General features: G+C 72.7%; 22 protein-coding genes and 1 pseudogene. 13 read left to right on the top strand and 10 right to left on the bottom strand.

Annotation, left to right across the window (positions count from 1 at the left end; all coding sequences use genetic code 11):
• The first annotated feature begins 49 nt into the window (after positions 1 to 49).
• Both ACQP2O_RS23335 and ACQP2O_RS23330 read left to right on the top strand, forming a co-directional pair.
• The gene (locus ACQP2O_RS23335) at positions 50 to 688 is read left to right on the top strand and encodes a hypothetical protein (protein ID WP_433188881.1); all 639 of its coding nucleotides are present in this window, start codon (positions 50 to 52) and stop codon (positions 686 to 688) included.
• Positions 685 to 2,121 carry a serine hydrolase gene (locus ACQP2O_RS23330; RefSeq protein WP_433188878.1) on the top strand — a complete coding sequence of 479 codons (1,437 nt, stop codon included), beginning with the start codon at positions 685 to 687 and terminating at the stop codon, positions 2,119 to 2,121. The genes ACQP2O_RS23335 and ACQP2O_RS23330 overlap by 4 nt, the downstream gene beginning before the upstream one ends.
• A gap of 369 nt (positions 2,122 to 2,490) precedes the next feature.
• On the opposite strand, the gene fabI is transcribed toward ACQP2O_RS23330, so the two are convergent.
• Together fabI and ACQP2O_RS23320 are read right to left on the bottom strand one after the other, a co-directional pair.
• A complete protein-coding gene (gene fabI, locus ACQP2O_RS23325; RefSeq protein WP_433188875.1) occupies positions 2,491 to 3,258 on the bottom strand; it encodes an enoyl-ACP reductase FabI in 768 nt (255 codons plus the stop codon).
• Between the two features lie 186 nt (positions 3,259 to 3,444).
• Entirely contained in the window at positions 3,445 to 4,149 is a 705-nt protein-coding gene (locus ACQP2O_RS23320) for a beta-ketoacyl-ACP reductase (protein WP_433188872.1), read from the bottom strand.
• A gap of 116 nt (positions 4,150 to 4,265) precedes the next feature.
• Here ACQP2O_RS23320 and ACQP2O_RS23315 point away from each other — a divergent pair, with 116 nt between their 5' ends.
• Both ACQP2O_RS23315 and ACQP2O_RS23310 read left to right on the top strand, forming a co-directional pair.
• On the top strand, positions 4,266 to 5,765 hold the full coding sequence (locus ACQP2O_RS23315; RefSeq protein ID WP_433188869.1) for a TldD/PmbA family protein: 1,500 nt from the start codon (positions 4,266 to 4,268) through the stop codon (positions 5,763 to 5,765).
• Positions 5,762 to 7,153, top strand: coding sequence for a metallopeptidase TldD-related protein (locus ACQP2O_RS23310; RefSeq protein WP_433188866.1), 1,392 nt, complete (start codon positions 5,762 to 5,764; stop codon positions 7,151 to 7,153). The genes ACQP2O_RS23315 and ACQP2O_RS23310 overlap by 4 nt, the downstream gene beginning before the upstream one ends.
• Before the next feature lie 75 nt (positions 7,154 to 7,228).
• Here ACQP2O_RS23310 and ACQP2O_RS23305 read toward each other — a convergent pair whose 3' ends face one another.
• Positions 7,229 to 7,441: a dodecin gene (locus tag ACQP2O_RS23305; protein WP_360879349.1), complete on the bottom strand. Its 213-nt coding sequence runs from the start codon at positions 7,439 to 7,441 to the stop codon at positions 7,229 to 7,231.
• A 92-nt stretch (positions 7,442 to 7,533) separates the two neighbouring features.
• Here ACQP2O_RS23305 and ACQP2O_RS23300 point away from each other — a divergent pair, with 92 nt between their 5' ends.
• From ACQP2O_RS23300 to ACQP2O_RS23275, 6 genes and pseudogenes are all read left to right on the top strand, one after another.
• A complete protein-coding gene (locus ACQP2O_RS23300) occupies positions 7,534 to 8,589 on the top strand; it encodes an alpha-hydroxy acid oxidase (RefSeq protein WP_433188863.1) in 1,056 nt (351 codons plus the stop codon).
• The gene (locus ACQP2O_RS23295; protein WP_433188860.1) at positions 8,586 to 8,939 is read left to right on the top strand and encodes a DUF3099 domain-containing protein; all 354 of its coding nucleotides are present in this window, start codon (positions 8,586 to 8,588) and stop codon (positions 8,937 to 8,939) included. Before ACQP2O_RS23300 ends, ACQP2O_RS23295 begins: the two co-directional genes overlap by 4 nt.
• 224 nt (positions 8,940 to 9,163) lie before the next feature.
• Positions 9,164 to 9,481: pseudogene (locus ACQP2O_RS23290) on the top strand (proton-conducting transporter transmembrane domain-containing protein); the annotation flags it as partial.
• 16 nt (positions 9,482 to 9,497) lie between these two features.
• On the top strand, positions 9,498 to 9,704 hold the full coding sequence (locus tag ACQP2O_RS23285) for a hypothetical protein (protein WP_433188857.1): 207 nt from the start codon (positions 9,498 to 9,500) through the stop codon (positions 9,702 to 9,704).
• A 24-nt stretch (positions 9,705 to 9,728) separates the two neighbouring features.
• The gene (locus ACQP2O_RS23280; protein ID WP_433188854.1) at positions 9,729 to 9,905 is read left to right on the top strand and encodes a hypothetical protein; all 177 of its coding nucleotides are present in this window, start codon (positions 9,729 to 9,731) and stop codon (positions 9,903 to 9,905) included.
• A gap of 95 nt (positions 9,906 to 10,000) precedes the next feature.
• Positions 10,001 to 10,321, top strand: coding sequence for a hypothetical protein (locus ACQP2O_RS23275; protein WP_433188851.1), 321 nt, complete (start codon positions 10,001 to 10,003; stop codon positions 10,319 to 10,321).
• Here the strand turns inward: ACQP2O_RS23275 and ACQP2O_RS23270 are convergent.
• Positions 10,311 to 11,033, bottom strand: a complete 723-nt coding sequence (locus tag ACQP2O_RS23270) for a hemerythrin domain-containing protein (RefSeq protein WP_433188848.1) — start codon at positions 11,031 to 11,033, stop codon at positions 10,311 to 10,313. The genes ACQP2O_RS23275 and ACQP2O_RS23270 overlap by 11 nt on opposite strands.
• Positions 11,034 to 11,264: 231 nt before the next feature.
• Between ACQP2O_RS23270 and ACQP2O_RS23265 the strand changes: the two genes are divergently transcribed.
• Both ACQP2O_RS23265 and ACQP2O_RS23260 read left to right on the top strand, forming a co-directional pair.
• Positions 11,265 to 11,471, top strand: a complete 207-nt coding sequence (locus ACQP2O_RS23265) for a hypothetical protein (RefSeq protein WP_433188845.1) — start codon at positions 11,265 to 11,267, stop codon at positions 11,469 to 11,471.
• A 323-nt stretch (positions 11,472 to 11,794) separates the two neighbouring features.
• Positions 11,795 to 12,481, top strand: a complete 687-nt coding sequence (locus ACQP2O_RS23260) for a YoaK family protein (protein ID WP_433188843.1) — start codon at positions 11,795 to 11,797, stop codon at positions 12,479 to 12,481.
• A 155-nt stretch (positions 12,482 to 12,636) separates the two neighbouring features.
• Here the strand turns inward: ACQP2O_RS23260 and ACQP2O_RS23255 are convergent, their stop codons facing one another.
• The 4 genes from ACQP2O_RS23255 to moaA are packed head-to-tail and all read right to left on the bottom strand — an operon-like array spanning position 12,637 to position 14,742.
• A complete protein-coding gene (locus ACQP2O_RS23255; protein WP_433188840.1) occupies positions 12,637 to 12,867 on the bottom strand; it encodes a DUF6457 domain-containing protein in 231 nt (76 codons plus the stop codon).
• Complete coding sequence (gene mobA, locus ACQP2O_RS23250; RefSeq protein WP_433188837.1) at positions 12,860 to 13,444, bottom strand: molybdenum cofactor guanylyltransferase; 585 nt, start codon at positions 13,442 to 13,444, stop codon at positions 12,860 to 12,862. Before mobA ends, ACQP2O_RS23255 begins: the two co-directional genes overlap by 8 nt.
• Positions 13,431 to 13,742 carry a DUF3467 domain-containing protein gene (locus ACQP2O_RS23245; protein ID WP_360879319.1) on the bottom strand — a complete coding sequence of 104 codons (312 nt, stop codon included), beginning with the start codon at positions 13,740 to 13,742 and terminating at the stop codon, positions 13,431 to 13,433. Before ACQP2O_RS23245 ends, mobA begins: the two co-directional genes overlap by 14 nt.
• Before the next feature lie 10 nt (positions 13,743 to 13,752).
• On the bottom strand, positions 13,753 to 14,742 hold the full coding sequence (gene moaA, locus ACQP2O_RS23240) for a GTP 3',8-cyclase MoaA (RefSeq protein WP_433188834.1): 990 nt from the start codon (positions 14,740 to 14,742) through the stop codon (positions 13,753 to 13,755).
• Positions 14,743 to 14,963: 221 nt separating this feature from the next.
• On the opposite strand from moaA, the gene ACQP2O_RS23235 reads away from it, so the two are divergent.
• The gene (locus ACQP2O_RS23235; protein WP_433188831.1) at positions 14,964 to 15,455 is read left to right on the top strand and encodes a hypothetical protein; all 492 of its coding nucleotides are present in this window, start codon (positions 14,964 to 14,966) and stop codon (positions 15,453 to 15,455) included.
• Positions 15,456 to 15,668: 213 nt separating this feature from the next.
• Here ACQP2O_RS23235 and ACQP2O_RS23230 read toward each other — a convergent pair whose 3' ends face one another.
• A complete protein-coding gene (locus ACQP2O_RS23230) occupies positions 15,669 to 16,859 on the bottom strand; it encodes an RtcB family protein (RefSeq protein ID WP_433188828.1) in 1,191 nt (396 codons plus the stop codon).
• A 297-nt stretch (positions 16,860 to 17,156) separates the two neighbouring features.
• Positions 17,157 to 18,890, bottom strand: coding sequence for a selenocysteine-specific translation elongation factor (gene selB / locus ACQP2O_RS23225; RefSeq protein ID WP_433188825.1), 1,734 nt, complete (start codon positions 18,888 to 18,890; stop codon positions 17,157 to 17,159).
• Positions 18,891 to 18,910 lie beyond the last annotated feature (20 nt).

Below are 18,910 nucleotides of genomic sequence, written 5' to 3'. Positions count from 1 at the left end.
GGACCAGTTGTCAGTAACAACGGGAGACGACTCAGGGGAGCGAAGCGACATGGCCTCAAGGCGAGACTGGCGGCGCGTCGGCGCCGCGTCGGCGACGGTGTCCGCCGGCGCGGTGGTGTTCTTCACGGTCGGCGCCGGTCCGGCGTCGGCGGATTCGCGCTCCACGGTCCGTACGGCGGGCGAATGCAAGCTCGGTCCCCTCCTCTGCAGCATCCTGGGCGGCGGTACGGGCAAACCGGCGGCACCGCCGAAGTCGGGCGGATCCTCCAAGCCGAAGCCCAGGTCCACGCCGAAGACCAGGCCGTCGTCCGGGCACTCCGGTCACTCGGGGTCCGGCTCGGATGGCGGGTCGCACTCGGGTTCGGGCGGTGGATCCGGATCCGGCTCGGTGGATCAGCCGATCGCTCCCCCGGCGGCGGGCACGACCGGGGGCGCGCCGCAGGTGGCCGCGCCCCAGCAGCAGGGCCCCGCGCTGCCCGACATCACCTCCCAGAACCCGCTCGTGTACCCGCAGGATTCACCGGTCCGCCAGGAGCAGACGCCGGCCCGCCTGGTGGCCGCCAGCGATCCGGCGGGAGAGCCGGTCCCGCCGCTGCTCGTGGCGACCGCCTCCGGCCTGATCGGCGCGGTCACGGCACTGAACCTCAGCGTGCTGAACCGCCGCCTGCGCCGACCGCGCTCCCGTTGACGGGTGCCCTCGGCCGTGGCCGGAGCGCTTCATCGTCGTCCCCGCTCGAGCGACCGCCCGCGCCCGACGACACCGCATCGCCGCCCAGACCCGGCGTCTCCCTGCCCGTCGACGCGGCATCGCCACCCGAACCCGGCATCACCCCGCCCATCGACACGGCATCGCCACCCGAACCCGGCATCACCCCGCCCATCGACACGGCATCGCCACCCGAACCCGGCATCACCCCGCCCATCGACACGGCATCGCCACCCGAACCCGGCATCACCCCGCCCATCGACGCGATATCGCCGCCCGAACCCGGCGTCGGCCCGCCCGGCTCACGCCCATGGCGAGGGCCGTTGACCGACTGGGCGGAACGCGCGCCCGAGGAGCTCGGTGTCGACCCGGCGCGGTTGTCCCGTGCCCTTGAGCTCGTCGGCGCGCGCGGCGGCGCGGCGCAGCTGTGCGTGTTGCGGGAGGGGCGGGTGCTCCTCGACCGCGCGATCGGCTGCCGCCCGGACGCGCTGTTCTGCCTGTTCTCGGCCGGGAAACCGGTCACGGCGTTGCTGGTCCACCTGCTGGCCCAGCGAGGCGACCTGGAGCTCGACGAGCGCGTCGCGGCGTACTGGCCGGAGTTCGGTCGGCGCGGCAAGGAGGACGTCACGGTGCGGCAGGTCCTGCAGCACCGGTCCGGCGTCCCGGTGGCCCGCGGAGTGGCGGGTGACGCGCTGGCCATGCGGCACTGGGAGCGGGCCGTACGCGAGGTCGAGCGGGCCCGTCCGCGATGGCCGCCCGGCCGGGTCCCCGCCTATCACATCCTCACCTACGGCGTGATCCTCGGCGAGCTGGTCCAGCGGGTCGCCGGAACGCCGGTGCGCGCCCTGCTCCGGGAGGCGTTCCTGGATCCGCTCGGCCTGACCGACATCCACTTGGGGCTCCCCCGCGCGCTGTGGCCCCGGCATGTTCCGGTGCGTTCCGCCGGCGTGGCCGGGCGGCCGGCGGCGATGCTGTTCAACCGGCGTTCGACGCGCGAGGCGGTCATCCCCGCCGCAGCGGTGTCCGCGACCGCGCGCGATCTGGCGCGCTTCTACCAGGCGCTCTTGGACGGCGGCGCGCTGGACGGCGCACGGGTCCTCCGGCCCGCGACGGTCGAGGAGGCGACCCGGCCTTCCAGCGACGGTGAGGTCGACCGTTTCCTCGGCGTGCCGATCCGGTGGTCGCAGGGCTTCCAACTGGGCGGCCCGGTTCCGGGACGCGACCTGAGCCCGGCGATGGGCCGCCTCAGCAGCCCGCGGGCGTTCGGCCACAACGGCAGCAACTGCTGCATCGCCTGGGCCGACCCGTCGCGGCGGCTGGTCTTCGCCTACCTGACCGACCTGCTGCCGTCCCGGCCACACGGCGCCGACCATGTGAGCGAGGTCGCCGACGCCGTCCTCGCGGCCTGCCGCTGACCGCCGTACGAGCCTCGTGTCGCTTCGACCTCTGTGGTCAGGCGGCCAAGGCGGCGATCATCTCGTCGGTGAGGCGTTCGAGGCGGTCCGGGCCGGCGGGCGCCTGGCGGATGGCGGTGCCCCGGTGAAGAGGGCCTGCCATGAAATCCAGACAGAGTTCGAGGTCGGTGTGCGCGGGCGGTTCCCTGCGCTCGACCGCCCGGCGTGGTCCGCCGCCGGGAACAGCGCTGACGGGTGGTCCGCAGCTCGGGGACGACGCCGACACGCGCTCCGCCGCACGGGACGGCGCCGACAGGACGCGAGGGGGCCGGCCGCGCGGGGCGCGGCCGGCCCCCTCGCGGCGGCGGTCCGTACGGTCGGGCCGGCGGGTCAGCCGCCGACGGCGTGCACGCCGCCGTCGACGTGGACGATCTCGCCCGTCGTCGCGGGGAACCAGTCGGACAGCAGCGCCACGCATGCCTTCGCGGTCGGCTCCGGGTCGGCGACGTCCCAGCCCAGCGGGGCCTTCTCCGGCCAGACGTTCGTGAACTCCTCGAAGCCCGGGATGCTCTTGGCCGCCATCGTCTTGAGCGGCCCGGCGGCCACGAGGTTGACCCGCACGCCGTCGGGGCCGAGGTACTTCGCGAGGTAGCGGGCGGTGGACTCCAGGCCCGCCTTGGCCACGCCCATCCAGTCGTACACCGGCCAGGCCTGCGTGGCGTTGTCGAAGTCCAGGCCCACGACCGAGCCGCCGTTCTTCATCAGGGGCAGGCAGGCGGCCGTGAGGGACTTCAGCGAGTAGGTCGAGATCTGCACCGCGGTGGCGACGTCGTCCCACGGGGTGTTCATGAAGTTGCCGCCCATCGCGCTCTGCGGCGCGAACCCGATGGAGTGCACGACCCCGTCGAGCCCGTCGACGTGCTCGGAGACCTTCGCGGCGAGGCCGTCGAGGTGCTCGGCGCTGGTGACGTCCAGCTCGAGCACCGGCGGGGTCTCCGGGAGCCGCTTGGCGATGCGCTCGACGAGCGACATGCGGCCGAAACCGGTCACGACGACGCTCGCGCCCTCCTGCTGGGCCAGCCGTGCCACGTGGAAGCCGATGGAGGCGTCGGTGAGGACGCCGGTGACGAGAATCCGCTTGCCGTCGAGAATGCCCATTCGCTGTCCCATTTCCAGATATCGGCCGCCGTGCGCTGCGGCCCGCTGCTCGTTGTCAGGATGCGCCGATCGTCACTCCCCGGGGAGCCGATCCACCGACCGCCCTCCCCGGGGAGCCGGCCCGCCGGCCGCGGGTGCCCGTGGATGGCCGGCCGGTGATCGGCTGCCGGTTCGGTGCCCCGACGGTCAGTGGCCCATGCCGAGGCCGCCGTCGACGGGGATGACCGCGCCCGTGATGTAGGCGGCGTCCTCCCCGGACAGGAAGCGGACGGCCTTGGCGATCTCCACGGGCCGGGCGACGCGGCCCAGCGGGATCTGCTTCTTGATCTCGGCCTGGCGGTCCTCCCCCAGCGCCGCCGTCATGTCGGTGTCCACGAAGCCGGGCGCGACGACGTTGACCGTGATGTTGCGGGAGCCGAGCTCACGGGCGAGCGATCGGGCGAAGCCGACCAGCCCGGCCTTCGAGGCGGCGTAGTTGGCCTGGCCGCCGGAGCCGAGCAGCCCGACGACGGAGGAGACGAGGATGATCCGGCCGTTGCGCTTGCGCATCATGCCGCGTACCGCGCGCTTGGCGACGCGGTAGGCGCCGGTGAGGTTGGTGTCGAGGACGGAGGTGAACTCCTCTTCGCTCATCAGGGCGAGCAGGTTGTCCCTGGTGATGCCGGCGTTGGCCACCAGCACCTCGACCGGGCCCTGCTCGGCCTCGACCTTGCCGAACGCCGCGTCGACGTCCTCGACGCTCGTGATGTCACAGCGCACGCCGAACAGGCCCTCGGGGGGCTCGCCGGAACGGTAGGTCACGGCGACGGCGTCCCCGGTGTTCTTCAGCTCGTGGGCGATGGCCAGCCCGATTCCGCGATTGCCTCCGGTCACGAGGACGGAGCGACTCATTCGACAAACCTCCAGTTCGGTCGGTGGCGAGCCTATTGCGCTACCGATAGGTAACACGAGGACGCCACCGCCAAGGGACACCGGTCGGTCTTTGTAGGACGCGATAGGTTGCATCCGTGCGAGAGATCGATCCAGAGTTCACCGCCCTGCCGTCGCGCGCCTTGGCCGACGCGGCACTGTCCAGAGCGCGCGACCTCGGCGCCGAGCACGTCGACTTCCGCCTCGAACGGATCCGCCATCAGACGCTGCGAATGTCCGACGGCAACCTCGAGACGGCCCTCGACGCCGACGACGTCGGCTTCGCCGTCCGCGTGATCCTGGACGGCACGTGGGGGTTCGCGGCGGGCATCGACCTGACCACCGACGCCGCCGTCCGGGTGGCCGAGCAGGCGGTCGAGGTGGCCAAGGTGGCCAAGGCCATCAACCGCGAGCGCATCGAGCTGGCCGCCGAGCCGACCCACGGCGAGCGGGTGTGGATCTCCTCCTACGAGGTCGACCCGTTCGACGTGGCCGTCCGGGACAAGATCGCCCTGCTGGCCGACTGGAGCGCCCGGCTGCTGGGCGACGACCGGGTCGCGCACGCCGACGCGTCGCTCCTGCAGGTGAAGGAGAACAAGTTCTACGCCGACACGGCGGGCACCGTGACCACTCAGCAGCGGGTGCGGCTGCACCCGGTGCTGAACGCCGTCGGCATCCGCGATGGGGCGTTCGACACGATGCGTACGCTCGCCCCGCCGGTGGGCCAGGGCTATGAGTTCCTCACCGGCGGCAGGTGGGACTGGGACCACGAGCTGGCCCGCATTCCCGAGTTGCTCGCCGAGAAGCTCGCGGCGCCGTCGGTCGAGGCCGGGACGTACGACCTCGTCATCGACCCGTCGAACCTCTGGCTGACCATCCACGAGTCGATCGGGCACGCGACCGAGCTCGACCGCGCGCTCGGGTACGAGGCCGCGTACGCCGGCACGTCCTTCGCGACGCCCGACAAGCTCGGCAGCCTGCAGTACGGCTCCAAGGTCATGAACATCACCGGTGACCGCACCGCCGAGCACGGCCTGGCCACCATCGGCTACGACGACGAGGGCGTCGAGACCCAGCAGTGGGACATCGTCCGCGACGGCCTGTTCGTCGGCTATCAGCTGGACCGGCGGATCGCCCATCTGACCGGGGCGGAGCGCTCCAACGGCTGCGCGTTCGCCGACTCGCCGTCCAGCATGCCGCTGCAGCGGATGGCGAACGTCTCCCTGCGGCCGGCGCCGGACGGCCCGTCGACCGAGGAGCTCATCGCCGGGGTCGACCGCGGCATCTACGTCGTCGGCGACAAGAGCTGGTCGATCGACATGCAGCGCTACAACTTCCAGTTCACCGGCCAGCGGTTCTACAAGATCGAGAAGGGCCGGCTCGCGGGGCAGCTGCGCGACGCCGCCTACCAGGCGACCACCACCGACTTCTGGAACTCGATGGAGGCCGTCGGCGGGCCGCAGACCTACGTCCTCGGCGGCGCGTTCAACTGCGGCAAGGGACAGCCCGGCCAGGTCGCGCCGGTCAGCCACGGCGCGCCCTCCGCGCTGTTCCGCGGCGTCAACATCCTCAACGCGGTGAAGGAGGCGGGCAAGTGACCACCCCGCAGGAGACGGTCGAGCGGGCCCTCGCCCTGTCCCGCACGGACGACTGCGTCGTCATCGCCGATGAGTCCAGTGGCACGAACCTGCGCTGGGCCGGCAACACGCTGACCACCAACGGCGTCGCCCGGTCCCGCCGGCTCACCGTCATCGCGATCAAGAACAAGGCCGACGGCGTCTCGACCGGGGTCATGTCCCGTACGGGCGTGACCGAGGACCAGATCGAGGACCTCGTCCGCGCGGCCGAGCGCGCGGCGGCCGACAACGCCCCGGCCGAGGACGCCACGTCCCTGGTCGACGCGTCCGAGGCCGGCCCGTCCGGCCGCTGGGAGGACCCGGCCGCCGAGACGTCCATCGGCGTCTTCGAGGGCTTCGCGCCGGCGCTCGGCGAGGCGTTCGCCGCCGCCGACGCGAACGCGCGCCGGCTCTACGGCTTCGCCGAGCACTCGATGCACAGCACCTTCCTCGGCACGTCGTCCGGGCTGCGGCTCCGGTCCGACGAGCCGACCGGGAAGGTCGAGCTGAACGCCAAGTCCGCCGACCTGTCCCGGTCCGCGTGGAACGGCGTGGGCACGCGCGACTTCCGCGACGTCGACGTCGCCGGGATGGCCGACGAGCTCGCCCGGCGGCTCGAGTGGGGGAAGCGGCGGATCGACCTGCCCGCCGGCCGCTACGAGACGCTGCTGCCGCCGAGCGCGGTCGCCGACCTGATGGTCTACCTGTACTGGTCGGCCGGGGCCCGCGACGCCCACGACGGCCGTACGGTCTTCAGCAAGCCCGGTGGGGGCACTCGGGTCGGCGAGAGCCTGTCCGAGACGCCCGTCCGGCTGTACAGCGACCCGGCCGCGCCCGGCCTCGAGTGCACGCCGTTCGTCGTCGCGCACGCGTCCAGCCGCGACTCGTCGGCGTTCGACAACGGCGTCGCGCTGCCCCCCGTCGACTGGATCTCCGAGGGCAGGCTCTCCGCGCTGATGCAGTCCCGCCACTCGGCCCGGCTGACCGGCCTGCCCTTCACGCCCGGGGTCGACAACCTGCTCATGGAGGTGCCGGGCAGCACCGCCACGCTGGACGAGATGATCGCCGGCACCCGGCGCGGGCTGCTCCTCACCTGCCTGTGGTACATCCGCGAGGTGGACCCGCAGTCGCTCCTGCTCACCGGGCTGACCCGCGACGGGGTGTACCTCGTCGAGGACGGCGAGGTCGTCGGCGAGGTCAACAACTTCCGGTTCAACGAGAGCCCGGTCGGGATGCTGCAGCGCGTCGCGGAGGCCGGTGCGACGGGGCGGACGCTCGCGCGCGAGTGGTCGGACTACTTCACCCGGACGGCCATGCCGCCGCTGCGGATCCGGGACTTCAACATGTCGACGGTCAGCAAGGCCAGCTGACCGGCCGTCCCGGCCGCCTCCGTACGGGGGGCGACCGGGGTCCGGCCACCGCGCCGCACGTCGGCACCGTCGCGCTCAGGAGTCCTCGAGGCGGAAGCCCACCTTCAGGCCGACCTGGTAGTGCGCCACCTCCCCGTCGGTGATCTGCCCGCGCACCTCGATCACCTCGAACCAGTCCAGGTGGCGCAGCGTCTGCCCGGCTCTCCTGAGGCCGTTGCGGATCGCGGCGTCCACGCTGTCCGGCGAGGTGCCCACGATCTCCGTTACCCGATACGTCCGATCCGTCATGGCGTTCCTCCCGCGAGGCGATGGACGGCTTTGATCGGCTTCTTCCCGCCCACCGCGCGCCCCATGCGGTGATGTGGGGCAGGCTGGCTGCCGTGTTCTCCAGCGAAGCGGACCACCAGCGGCTCGTCGAACGGGCGCGGCAGGTCCTGGCACCCGACGTCTTCGATTTCTACGCCGGCGGCGCCGGTGACGAGACGACCCTCGCCGCCAATGAGGCGGCCTGGCGCGGCGTACGGCTACGGCCACGGGTCCTGCGCGACGTCTCGAGGATCGACTCGCGGGTCCGCGTGCTCGGCCGCGAGCTGCCGACACCGGTCGGCGTGGCCCCGGTCGGCTATCAGCGGCTCGCCCATCCGGAGGGCGAGGTGGCGATGGCGCGCGGCGCTCGGCGGGCGGGTGCGCTGCTGACGGTCTCGTCCCGCAGTTCCCGGCGGATCGAGGAGGTCGCCGCCGAAGCGGGTCCGTGGTGGTTCCAGGCGTACGTCCTGCGCGACCGCGGCCTGACGCGAGAGCTCGTACGGCGTGCCGCCGCGGCCGGGGCGACGGCGATCGTGCTGACGGGTGACACGCCCTACCTCGGGCGGCGGCGCCGCGACCGGGACGCCGGACTGATCCCGGACGAGATGTTCGGGGTGAACCTCGGGCCGGGGTTCGACCGGGCCCTCGCCGAGCAGGCGCCGGACGTGACCTACGCCGACGTCGCCGCGCTGCGGGACGTCTCCGGCCTGCCGGTCGTGGTCAAGGGCGTCCTGCGCGGCGACGACGCGCGGGAGTGCGTCGCGGAGGGCGCCGCCGGCGTGTGGGTGTCCAACCACGGCGGGCGGCAGCTCGACGGCGCCGTCGCGACGGCAGAGGCCCTGCCGGAGGTCGCGGACGCGGTGGGCGACGCCGTCGAGGTGTACGCCGACGGCGGCGTCCGTACGGGCGTGGACGTGCTCCGGGCGCTGGCGCTGGGGGCGCGCATGGTGTTCGTCGGACAGCCGGCGCTGTGGTGCCTGGCCGTGGGCGGCGCGGACACGGTGACCGCCGGGCTGACGGAGCTGGCCGACGCGCTGACGCGGGCGATGGGGCTGGCGGGGACGGCCACGACGGCGGAGATCACCCGGAGGCTTGCCCGTACCCACCCGGGGACTACCGTGGAGGAGTGAGGGTCAAACCGCTGGGCCGGCGCCACAAGCAGCCGGTGGTCTACACGGTGACGGACGCGCGCAAGCCGCTGTCCGAGGACATCATGTACCGCGAGCGCCGGTACCTGATCATGATGGGCATCCGGGCGCTCTGCTTCCTGCTGAGCATCCTCTTCGCCTTCGCGCTGCCCGGCGCCTGGCGGTGGCTGGCGGTCGTCGCGCTGATCGGATCGGTCGTGTTGCCCTACGTTGCCGTCATCTTTGCCAACGGCGGACGCGAACCTGAGTCTGGTGCCCGATTCGCACCATATGAGGGGAACGACGTTGACCGAAAACAGATTTCCGGCCCTCACGACGAAATCGGCTCGTGACAATCTCTTGACTAACTCAGGGGGGGTTCGGTGTACGATTTGTACCGGCGCTCTGGTCCCCCGTCGGGGCGCCCGTGCCGGTGTTCCGGGCCCCCGTCGGAACACCGATGATCGCGACGCCGGGAGGATTGCCCCCGTATCCTCCCGGCGTCGCCATTTCTCCGGCCGGCCGGTCTGACAAACTGTAGAGGCCCAGTCAGGACACCCGATCGCCGGATCCGGCCATCCTCGCTTCGGGACGCACGCCCCAGGAGAGCCGCCCCCTAGGCGCATGGCCGGCCGACGCCCACGCGGTCGCCCCCACCCCGGTGTGCGTGCTGTTCTCCGGCGTCATGGTCGAGCTCGGCGTCCACGCGGTCGCACGAACGTACTGCGCGACGTTCGGGCAGACCGTCCCGGGCGCCGGGCCGGCCCGGATGTGCGTGCTGCAACGCCACGTCAAACGGCTGCTGGCGTACTCCACCATCGGCCACGTGAGCGTTCTCCTGGTGGGTGTCGCGGCCCTGGACCGCGACTCCCTCTCCGGGGCGGCGTACTACGTGCTCGGCCACGCCCGGGGTGAAGCCGACACTCTTCCTCGCCGCCGGAAGGCTGCTCAACCGGTTCGGGACCCTCGACGAACACGACCTGCACGGCCGCGGTCGCGGGATACGGGTGTCCGGCACGGTCTTCCTCCTCAGCGGGCTCGGCCTGGCCGGAGCACCGCCGTTCGGCCTGTGGGCCGGCAAGTCCCTCATGGACGAGGCCGCCGGCCGTATCGGCTAGTGGTAGACCGCCCCGGTCGGGGTGATGGCGTCCGCCCTGACGGCAGCCGCGGTGCTGCGCGTCTGGCTGTGGGTGTTCCGGGGCGTCGGACCGGCGGAAGGCGGTCCGGCGGAGCGTGAAGACGCCGAGACGGTGCCGCGGCTGTCCCACCTTCCCTGGACCATGCTCGCCCCCGGCGGAGGGTGGTTCGGCCGAGTATGAGGACGCCGAGACGGTGCCGCAGCCGTCCCACCTTCCCTGGACCATGCTCGCCCCGGGCCTGTTCCTCGTCCTCGGCGCCGCCGTGCTCGGGCTTCGTGAGCGGGCATGGCGTGTCGCACGCGGCGGCGCTCTCCGTCGACCACCGCGGCTACGCGTCGGCGGTCCTGGACGGCCGCCCGTGGCGTGCCGCGTCAGCGCCACTCGAGCCCTGGACGGCGGCGGGCGTCCTCAGCGGAGCGGTCGGCGTGGTGCCGGCGGCCGTGGTCGCCGTGCTCAGCCTGCGGCATCGGACACCGCGGGTCCTGCGCCCGGTGACGTCGCGTCTCCGGGCGGCGCATTCGGGCCATGTCGGGGACTACGCCGCCTGGCTAACGGCGGGGGTGGCGTTCTTCGGCCTGCTCCTGTTCACGGTGTGAGGCGGGCGGACCGCCCGTCCAGCCCACGTGCGGGCAACCCACCAGACCCGCGTGCGAACCACCCGCCGAACCCATGTGCAGGCCACCCGCCGAACCCACGTGCGGGCCACCCGCCGAACCCACGTGCGGGCCACCCGCCGGGTCCGCGTGCGGGCGGATCGAAGCCGCGTGCGGGCCACCCGCCGAACCCGCGCTGGAACCATCCGGCCCAGCCCTCGGTCGGCGGAACGTCCGCCGTGCCGGCGGACGGCCAGGCGCACGTCGCCCGCTCGGCGCGTTCGACCTTCCTGCCGAGCTCGCGAAGCATGTCGGGATCGCAGGCACCGGCCAGACGGGGGAAGACGTTCGCCTCCTCGTCCGCGAGGTGCTCATGGGTCGTCCCGACCAGGCGGCGGAAGACCTCCTCGAACCGCGCGTCGGACGGGTCGAGGCCGTCCAGCTCCTTGACCGTCTGACGGGCCCGGGCATGAGCGGCGAGATTCTCCGCGGCGAGCCGGTCCCCGTCCGGCACGTGCGCGCGAACCGCCGGGTAGAGATACTCCTCCTCGGCGGCGGCGTGGCGCATGAGCTCAGTGATCACTCTCGCCACGACGTAACGGCGTCGTCCGTCTCCGGGAGAGAGCGCGATGACGCGGACGAACATGTCCTCGACTCGGCGGTGATCCCGTGTGAGAACGTCGATGACGTCCCGGGACCCACGATGGGTCGGCACGATGCCTCCTTGTCCGCCGACCCTGGGCGAGCGACAGCGCCCCGCCCACGCGGAGTCGGCTGTCTGCTCAACCGTTGCGCCCCGCGTACCCCGCGAACTCACAACGCAAACAAACGCCCATAAATACGGACAGTCAGGGTGAGATGCGGATGACCAGTATCACAGGCGACGACGGCTCGGCGGGGCCGTACGACGGCCCCGGCAGAACCGGGGATCCGTCAGACTGGGACGGTGACCGGTTCCGAACCCCTCCAGTGCTCCGCCAAGGGCTGCCGGGCCGACGCCCGATGGGCCCTGCGCTGGAACAACCCGAAGATCCACGATCCCGACCGGCGGAAGGTCTGGCTCGCCTGCGACGAGCACAAGGAACACCTGAGCGAGTTCCTGTCGCGCCGGGGCTTCCTGCGCGACACCGTCCCGGTCGAAGAGGTTCGCTGAGCGCCTCACCGAGTCCGCGGGTGCGGCAGCCCTGGAACACGCCGCAGTGCACGCGAGGCGGACTGGACCATGCGCGCGACGGCCTGAAACGCATGACGGACTGGAACATCCGTGCGGCGACCCGACATCCACGCCGGACGGACGGGAACGACCGCCCGCGGCCTAAAACGTGCGCGGGGCTGCCTGGAATGTGCGCGGGCGGGAACACGATCCATGTGAGGCCGGGGAGACGCTTCGCGCGGTCGGCGCGGGACCGGTGGATCGCGCGGTCCTCCGAGGCCCGGTCGCGTCGTCGGCCGCGATGGTTCGCACGGCCGGGGGGCATGCCCCGGCCGGGAGCCGTCACGGCGGCGATCGTGCTGCTCGCCCTGGGTTCGGGAGCGGCCGACGCGTTCAGCTTCGTCGCACTCGGTGCCGTGTTCACCAGTGTGATGACCGGCAACCTCGTGCTGTTCGGCGTCGCCGTCGTCCACACCGACCCCGGTGCCGCCGTGCGCGCCGCCGTGTCGATCGCGGCGTACGCCGTCGGGGTGCTCGGCGCGGCCTCATGGCTCAGGGGAACCGGGCCCGCCGACTCCGGCCCGTGGCCCGGACGCGTCATCGGCGCACTGAGCGTCGTACCGGCGGCACAGGCCGCCGTGCTGACCGCATGGCTTGCCGCGGCCGCCCGTCCCGCCACCGCTCTGCAGATCACGCTGATCGCGGTGTCCGCCGCGGCGATGGGCGTGCAGAGCACCGCGGTCAACACGCTCGCGGTGAGCGGGGCCGCCACCACCTATCTCACCGGAACGCTGACCGCGCTCATGACCGAACTGGCCACGACCGGCTCCCCGCACACCATGCGACGGCGGCTGGCCGTGCTGGCCGCCGCCCTCGCCGGCGCCGCGCTCGAGGCGATCCTTCTGACCTGGGCGCGCCCTACGGCACCGGCGCTTCCGCTGGCCGCCGCCCTCATCGTCGTGACGACCGTCGTCCTCCGCCCCACCGCGCCTTCCCACCGACGATCGTGACCGCCGGCCAGAGACCGCCGGTTCCGCGTCAGCGCCCCGCGCCGTCAGCGCCTCACAGGGGCAGCGCCTCACAGGGGCAGCGCCTCACAGGGGCAGCGCCTCACAGGGGCAGCGCCTCACGGCGTCGGCGGCTTCCGCCTCGACGCCTCGCGGGATCAGCGCTTCGCGTCCCAGCCGGCGGCGAGCGCGGTGACGCGGGCGGCCGCGTCTCGCGCGGGCTCGCCTCGGCCCACGGCCAACCCGAGCAGGTAGGCGGTGAGCGGAGCGGCGGGTCGCGCCACCCCGTGCGCGACGTCGCGCGCGAGGTCGAGGATCAGGTCTCGGTCCACCTCGGCGGGGTCGATGCCCAACTCCGCGCATGCCGTATCGAGCCACTCGTCAAGCACGGTTCTCCTCGATCAGCCGTGACGCCTCGGCGACGTCGTCCTCCGTGTCACAGTCGTACCACGCGGGCCGGCGGTGCCCGGTCGCTCTCAGGTGGGCGGGCTCGAGCGGCGCCATCAGCCCCCGCAACGAAGCACCTGCGTACCCGGCGAGGGCGGCGCGCAAGCCCGCGGTCCGCCACACGCCGGCCAGCCACTGCGGCCGGTCCCCGTCATCGACGAAGACGGCCCCGGACCGGCCCCCTGCCCGGCGGCGCAGCGCGTTGACGTCGTCTGTGGTGAGGAACGGCAGATCGGCGGCGAGGACGGCCACCGACGGCGCCCGGACCTGCGCCAGCCCGGCGCGCAGCGCGGGAACCGGCCCGGATCCCGGCGGATCCTCGCGTACGGTGATGGCGCCGGGCAGCTCCGGGCGGTCCGGCCCGACGAGCACGATCCGCTCCGCGTCCGCCACCGCCGCACCGACGCGGGACACCAGCGACCGGCCACCGACGAGCGTTCCGGGCTTGTCGGCGCCGCCGAGTCGCGACGCGGCCCCGCCGGCGAGGATCACGGCGTCGTAGGGATCACCCGTCGTCATGCGCGCTCTTGCCGCTCTCCCGCTCGTAGGCGCTGAGGTTCTGCTCGAGGGCCTTCATGAGCTCCCAGACCTGGCTCGGCGGGATCCGTACGCGGGACACCACCTGGGCCGGGACGTGGACGTAGGAGGTGCCGTCCTCGGTGTCCTCCATCACCTCGGGCGGGCGTACCGCGGTGGAGAAGTCGATCACAAAGGAATCCTGGGTGCGCCACACGGAGGCGAAGCCGGCGTACACGCCGACCTCGTGGTCGGGCGGCACGCTGATTTCGACCCGGTGTTCGCGCGGCTGCTCCGTCACGTCGTCCTTTTTACCCGCCGATCGCGGACATCGGACGTGCGGGCTGCAGGAAACCGATGTCGTCGATGCCGTGGCCGGCGCGCTTGGCCGCCACGGCGGCCGTCCAGCGCTCGGCGAGTTCGGTGTCGGACGCGCCGGAGCGCAGGGCGCCGCGCAGGTCGGACTCTTCGCGGGCGAACAGGCAGTTGCGAATCTGGCCGTCCGCGGTGAGCCGGACGCGGTCGCACGCTCCGCAGAACGGCCGGGTGACCGAACCGATGACGCCGACCCGGGCCGGCCCGCCGTCGATGAGGAAGATCTCGGCGGGAGCGCTGCCGCGGGCGGCGGCGTCCTCCGGGACCAGCGTGAACTCCGCCGACAACCGGTCGAGGATCTCATCGGCGGTGACCATGTTCTCCCGCCGCCAGCCGTGCTGGGCGTCCAGGGGCATCTGCTCGATGAACCGCAGCTCGTAGCCTCGATCGAGGCAGAAGCGCAGCAACGGCACCGCCTCCTGGTCGTTGACGCCGCGCATGAGCACCGTGTTGACCTTCACCGGCCGCAGCCCCGCGCGCTCGGCGGCGTCGAGCCCGGCGAGCACGTCCGGCAGCCGGTCTCGGTGCGCGAGCCGGACGAACGTGTCACGGTCGAGCGTGTCGAGGGAGACGTTCACCCGGTCGAGGCCCGCGTCGTGCAGGGGCTCGGCGAGCCGGGCCAGGCCGATGCCGTTGGTCGTCAGCGACACCTGCGGGCGCGGGCGCAGCGCGGTGGTGTGCGCCACGATGTCCACCAGCCCCCTGCGGAGCAGCGGCTCGCCTCCGGTGTAGCGGACCTCGGTGATCCCGAGGCGCTCGACGCCGACGGCGACCAGGCGGATCACCTCCTCGTCGGTGAGGAGCTCCGGTTTGGGCAGCCACTCGAGGCCTTCCGGGGGCATGCAGTAGGTGCAACGCAGGTTGCAGCGGTCGGTGAGCGACACGCGAAGATCGGTCGCGACCCGGCCGAAGCCGTCCACCAGCACGGACGAACCCCCTCTATCGATACGGACACTTCAGCCTATGTCGCCACACCGACGATCTGCGCGACCCGCTGGCCTTTTGTGACGTCGAGCGATCTTTCGGCTTTTCTCCAGAAAGCACGGAACGGCCCCGTGAAGTTACATGATCATGGTGACCGGACGGGGCGCCCGTCCCTCCCGCGCCCAGCGGGAGCCGCCTCCTACGGAGAGTGAGAGTCACCCAGGTGAAGCTCAGCACCACGCTCGCGGCCACCGGCGTCGCCGGCGCGATCGCCGCGTTCGGTCTCGCGTCCCCGGCGCAGGCCGCCGTCTCCCCGACCGCCAAGCCGGCCGCCTGCTCGGTCGCCAAGAACAAGCTGGTCCTCGCCTTCGCCCACGACTACGTCGTGCGCAAGAAGGTCGACCAGCCGCTGTCGATCAGCACGAAGGGCAAGAAGAACTGCCTTCTCAGCGGCCGGCCGCTCGTCCAGCTGCTCGACAAGAAGCACCGGGTCATCAGCTTCTGGCTGGGCACCCCGGGCAAGGTGTTGGTCGGGCCGAAGCACCAGGCGGTGTTCCACCTGTCCTACACGACCGGGGGCAAGCACACCGTCCGTCCGGCGTACGTCCGTGTCTCGATCATGCGCCACGACGGGACGTTCAAGCCGGTCCGGTGGAATGCCAAGAACCCGAGCTCGAAGATCAAGGTCGGTCCTCTCAAGCCCTGGATGGACTGAGACCGACGGTATGCGAGCGGCGAGCCGCCGAGCGAGATTGAGCCCCGGTAGGGGCCCGGTCGGCGATCCGCGGCCGGTGAGGAACGAGCCGGCGACGAGGCGAGCACTGCCGTGAGCACGCCGGAGCCGTCCCCACCTCTGGGGTGGGGACGGCTCAACGGCTCCGGGATGGCATGAGGACGCCCGCCGGGCCGCGGCCCGGCGGGCGTTCCGTCAGCCCTTCACGCAGATCAGCTGGCGCAGGTGGGCGACGACCTCCACGAGGTCGGACTGCGCGTCGATCACCGACTCGATGTCCTTGTACGCTCCGGGGATCTCGTCGATCACCCCGGAGTCCTTCCGGCATTCGACGCCCTTGGTCTGCTCGATCAGGTCGTCGACGGTGAACGACCGCTTCGCCTGGTTACGGCTCATCCTCCGGCCCGCGCCGTGTGACGCGGAGTTGAAGGCCTTCTCGTTGCCCAGTCCGCGCACGATGTACGTGCCGGTCGCCATCGAGCCCGGGATGATGCCCAGGTCCCCGTCGCCCGCCCGGATCGCGCCCTTGCGGGTGACGAGCAGCTCCACGCCGTCGTACACCTCCTCCGCCACGTAGTTGTGGTGGCAGGAGATGACGTCGTCCCAGCGGACCCGCTTGCCGGCGAAGAACAGCGTGACGACGTTCTGGGTGAGGGCCATCATCGTGGCGCGGTTGCGCCGCGCGTAGTCCTGTGCCCAGAACAGGTCCCGGCGGTACTCCTCCATCTTCCGGGTGCCGTTGATGAAGACGGCGAGGTCGCGGTCGGGCAGGTCCTGGTTGTGCGGCAGGCGCATCGCGGCCTCGATGTGGTACTCGGCCAGCTCCTTGCCGATGTTGCGCGACCCGGAGTGCAGGACGATCCATACCGAGCCCTCGTCGTCGGCGCAGACCTCCAGGAAGTGGTTGCCCGAGCCGAGCGTGCCGAGCTGCGACGTCGCCTTGCCCCGCCGGGACCGCGCGACCGGTGCCAGCTCGTCGTACCGCTTCCAGAACTCGTACCAGCCGCGTTCCTTCAGCCCGGGTACGGCCGAGGGGTCGACGGGCACCTTGTGCGCCCCGCGCCCCACCGGAACCGCCTTCTCGATCTTCGCCCGCAGACGGCTCAGGTCGTCCGGCAGGTCCGCCACGGTGAGGCTGGACTTGACCGCGGTCATCCCGCAGCCGATGTCCACGCCGACCGCGGCCGGCGCCACGGCGTCCCGCATCGCGATCACCGATCCGACGGTCGCGCCCTTCCCGTAGTGCACGTCGGGCATGACCGCGAGGCCGTGCACCCACGGCAGGCTCGACACGTTGCGCAGCTGGTCGAGCGCCACCGTCTCGACGTCGGCCGGGTCGGTCCACATCCGGATCGGAACGTGGCCGCCCTTCATCGTGTACGGCATCACCATCTCCTCTCCAGATCGTCGGTGAGCCGGGGTCTATGACGCCAGACAGGCCCTGCCCGGTTCAACCGAATTAATGCTCGGTGACGGGTGCGCGGCGTCCGGCGGACGCGGTCCGGGCCACCCGGCAGCGGCGGAGTCCCCGCCCCGTGGGGTCCGGGTGGAGGTCCACGGCCGCGGCGTCCGAGTTCTTGCCCTGCGGCGTCCGGGCTTGCCCTGCGGCGTCCGGCGGACGTGGTGCCGGTCACCCGGCAGCGGCAAGGCCTCCGACGACGGGCATTCCCGGCCCTGCGGGCGTCAGGTGAGGGTGCGGCGGCCGTCCTCCGCTCGTACGGTGACGCGACCTCGATCGAGGTACTCCAGGAGGGGCACCGCCACCCGGCGGCTGGTGCCGAGGGCGCGGCGCGCCTCGCTGACCGTGAACGGCTGGGGCAGTCCGGCCAGGACGCGCGCCGCCTCGGCGTCCGCGCCCGGCAGCAGGACGATCCCATCGGCGATCTTGAGCAGGGCACCGGAGCGCATGGCCGCGCCGAGCGCCCGCTCCGTGAGCCCGAGCTCGGCCAGCCGGCCCGCCTCCGGGGCGCGGAACGGCTCTTTCTCCAGATCGGCGCGCAGCCGCCGTACGGCGTCGGCGACCGGCGGCGGGAGGGCGGTGCCGCCCGGCCCGTGGATCCGGCCGGAGCCGAGGCGCAGCGGGGGTTCCACCAGCGCGTCCACCAGGCGGCGGTCGGGCAGCTCGAGCGCGGAGCGGGCCGCCTCGACCGGCAGACCGGGATTGAGCGGGTCGGCCGCCGCGTGCCTGCGCACCTCCTCCGCGAGGCGGTGCCGGAGGGCGGCCCAGTGCGGCGGGTCGGCGAGCCAGTCGGCGGCGATGGGCTCCGCGTCCGACGAGACGCCCATCGCCCGGAGGTCGTGTTCGCGGATCAGCCCGTACCTGCGAAGGAGCGCAGCGGCATCCGGGGTGCCGGACGCGAGCTCCCGGGCGCGCGCCGCGGCCGCCCCGCGCCGCCGCAGCTCCGGCGGCCGCACGTCCAGCACCGTGACCCCGGCGACGCGGCGGGCGCCCGGGTCGCGCAGCAGCGCTCGGTCGCCGATGTGCAGCGGCAGCGGCCGGGTCAGGACGAGCCGCGCGGTGTCGTCGCCCAGGGGCCGCAGGCGTACGGGGACGGCGGCGGAGCCGATGTGCAGGACCGGCTCGCGGGGCAGCGTCCGGGCCGCCGCACCATGGAGGCGCACGTCGACGAGGTCGGTGAGCGTCCACTCGTCGCTCGTCAGCGCCATGCCGCGGGCGACCTCGTCGCGGTCGACGCCGCGCAGGTTGATCGCCACACGGGCGACGGCGGCGACGGTTTCGGCGGTCTCCTTGAGCGTCTGCAGGGCTCGGACCCGTACCGGGCGGCCGCCGAGGCGGAGCTCGGCGCCGACCTGGATGGTCCCGGCGGGGAGGGTGCCGGTGACCACCGTGCCGCTGCCCTTGATCGTGAAGGCGCGGTCGACCCAGACCCGGACGGGCGCGGTGACGTCGGGCGGGGGAAGCCGGGCGACCAGCCGGTCGAGGGCGTCGCGCAGGGCGGGCAGGCCCGCGCCGGTGGTGCCGCTCACGGTCACCGCCTCGACCTGCCCCAGGCCGGTGCGGGCGATCTCCGCGGCCGCCTGGTCGCGGGCGGCGCCGGCCTCGGCGAGGTCGGCGCGGGTGACCACGAGGAGGCCGTGGCGGACGCCGAGGGCGTCGATCGCCGCCAGATGCTCGGCGGACTGGGGCATCCAGCCCTCGTCGGCGGCGACCACGATCATCACGGCGGGCACCGGCCCGACGCCGGCGAGCATGGTGGTGACGAAGCGCTCGTGGCCGGGGACGTCCACGAACGCGATCCGCTCCCCCGACGGCGACGTCGTCCAGGCGTACCCGAGGCCGATGGTCATGCCGCGGCGGCGTTCCTCGGCCCAGCGGTCCGGTTCCATCCCGGTCAGCGCCCGGACCAGCGTGGACTTGCCGTGATCGACGTGGCCGGCGGTGGCGATCACATGCACGGGCGCTCCTCCCCCGCCCC

This window comes from Actinoallomurus sp. CA-150999 (assembly GCF_050942425.1).
GTDB lineage: Bacteria > Actinomycetota > Actinomycetes > Streptosporangiales > Streptosporangiaceae > Actinoallomurus.
Note: the sequence above shows the minus strand (reverse complement) of the source record. Positions and strands in the feature narration are given on the sequence as shown.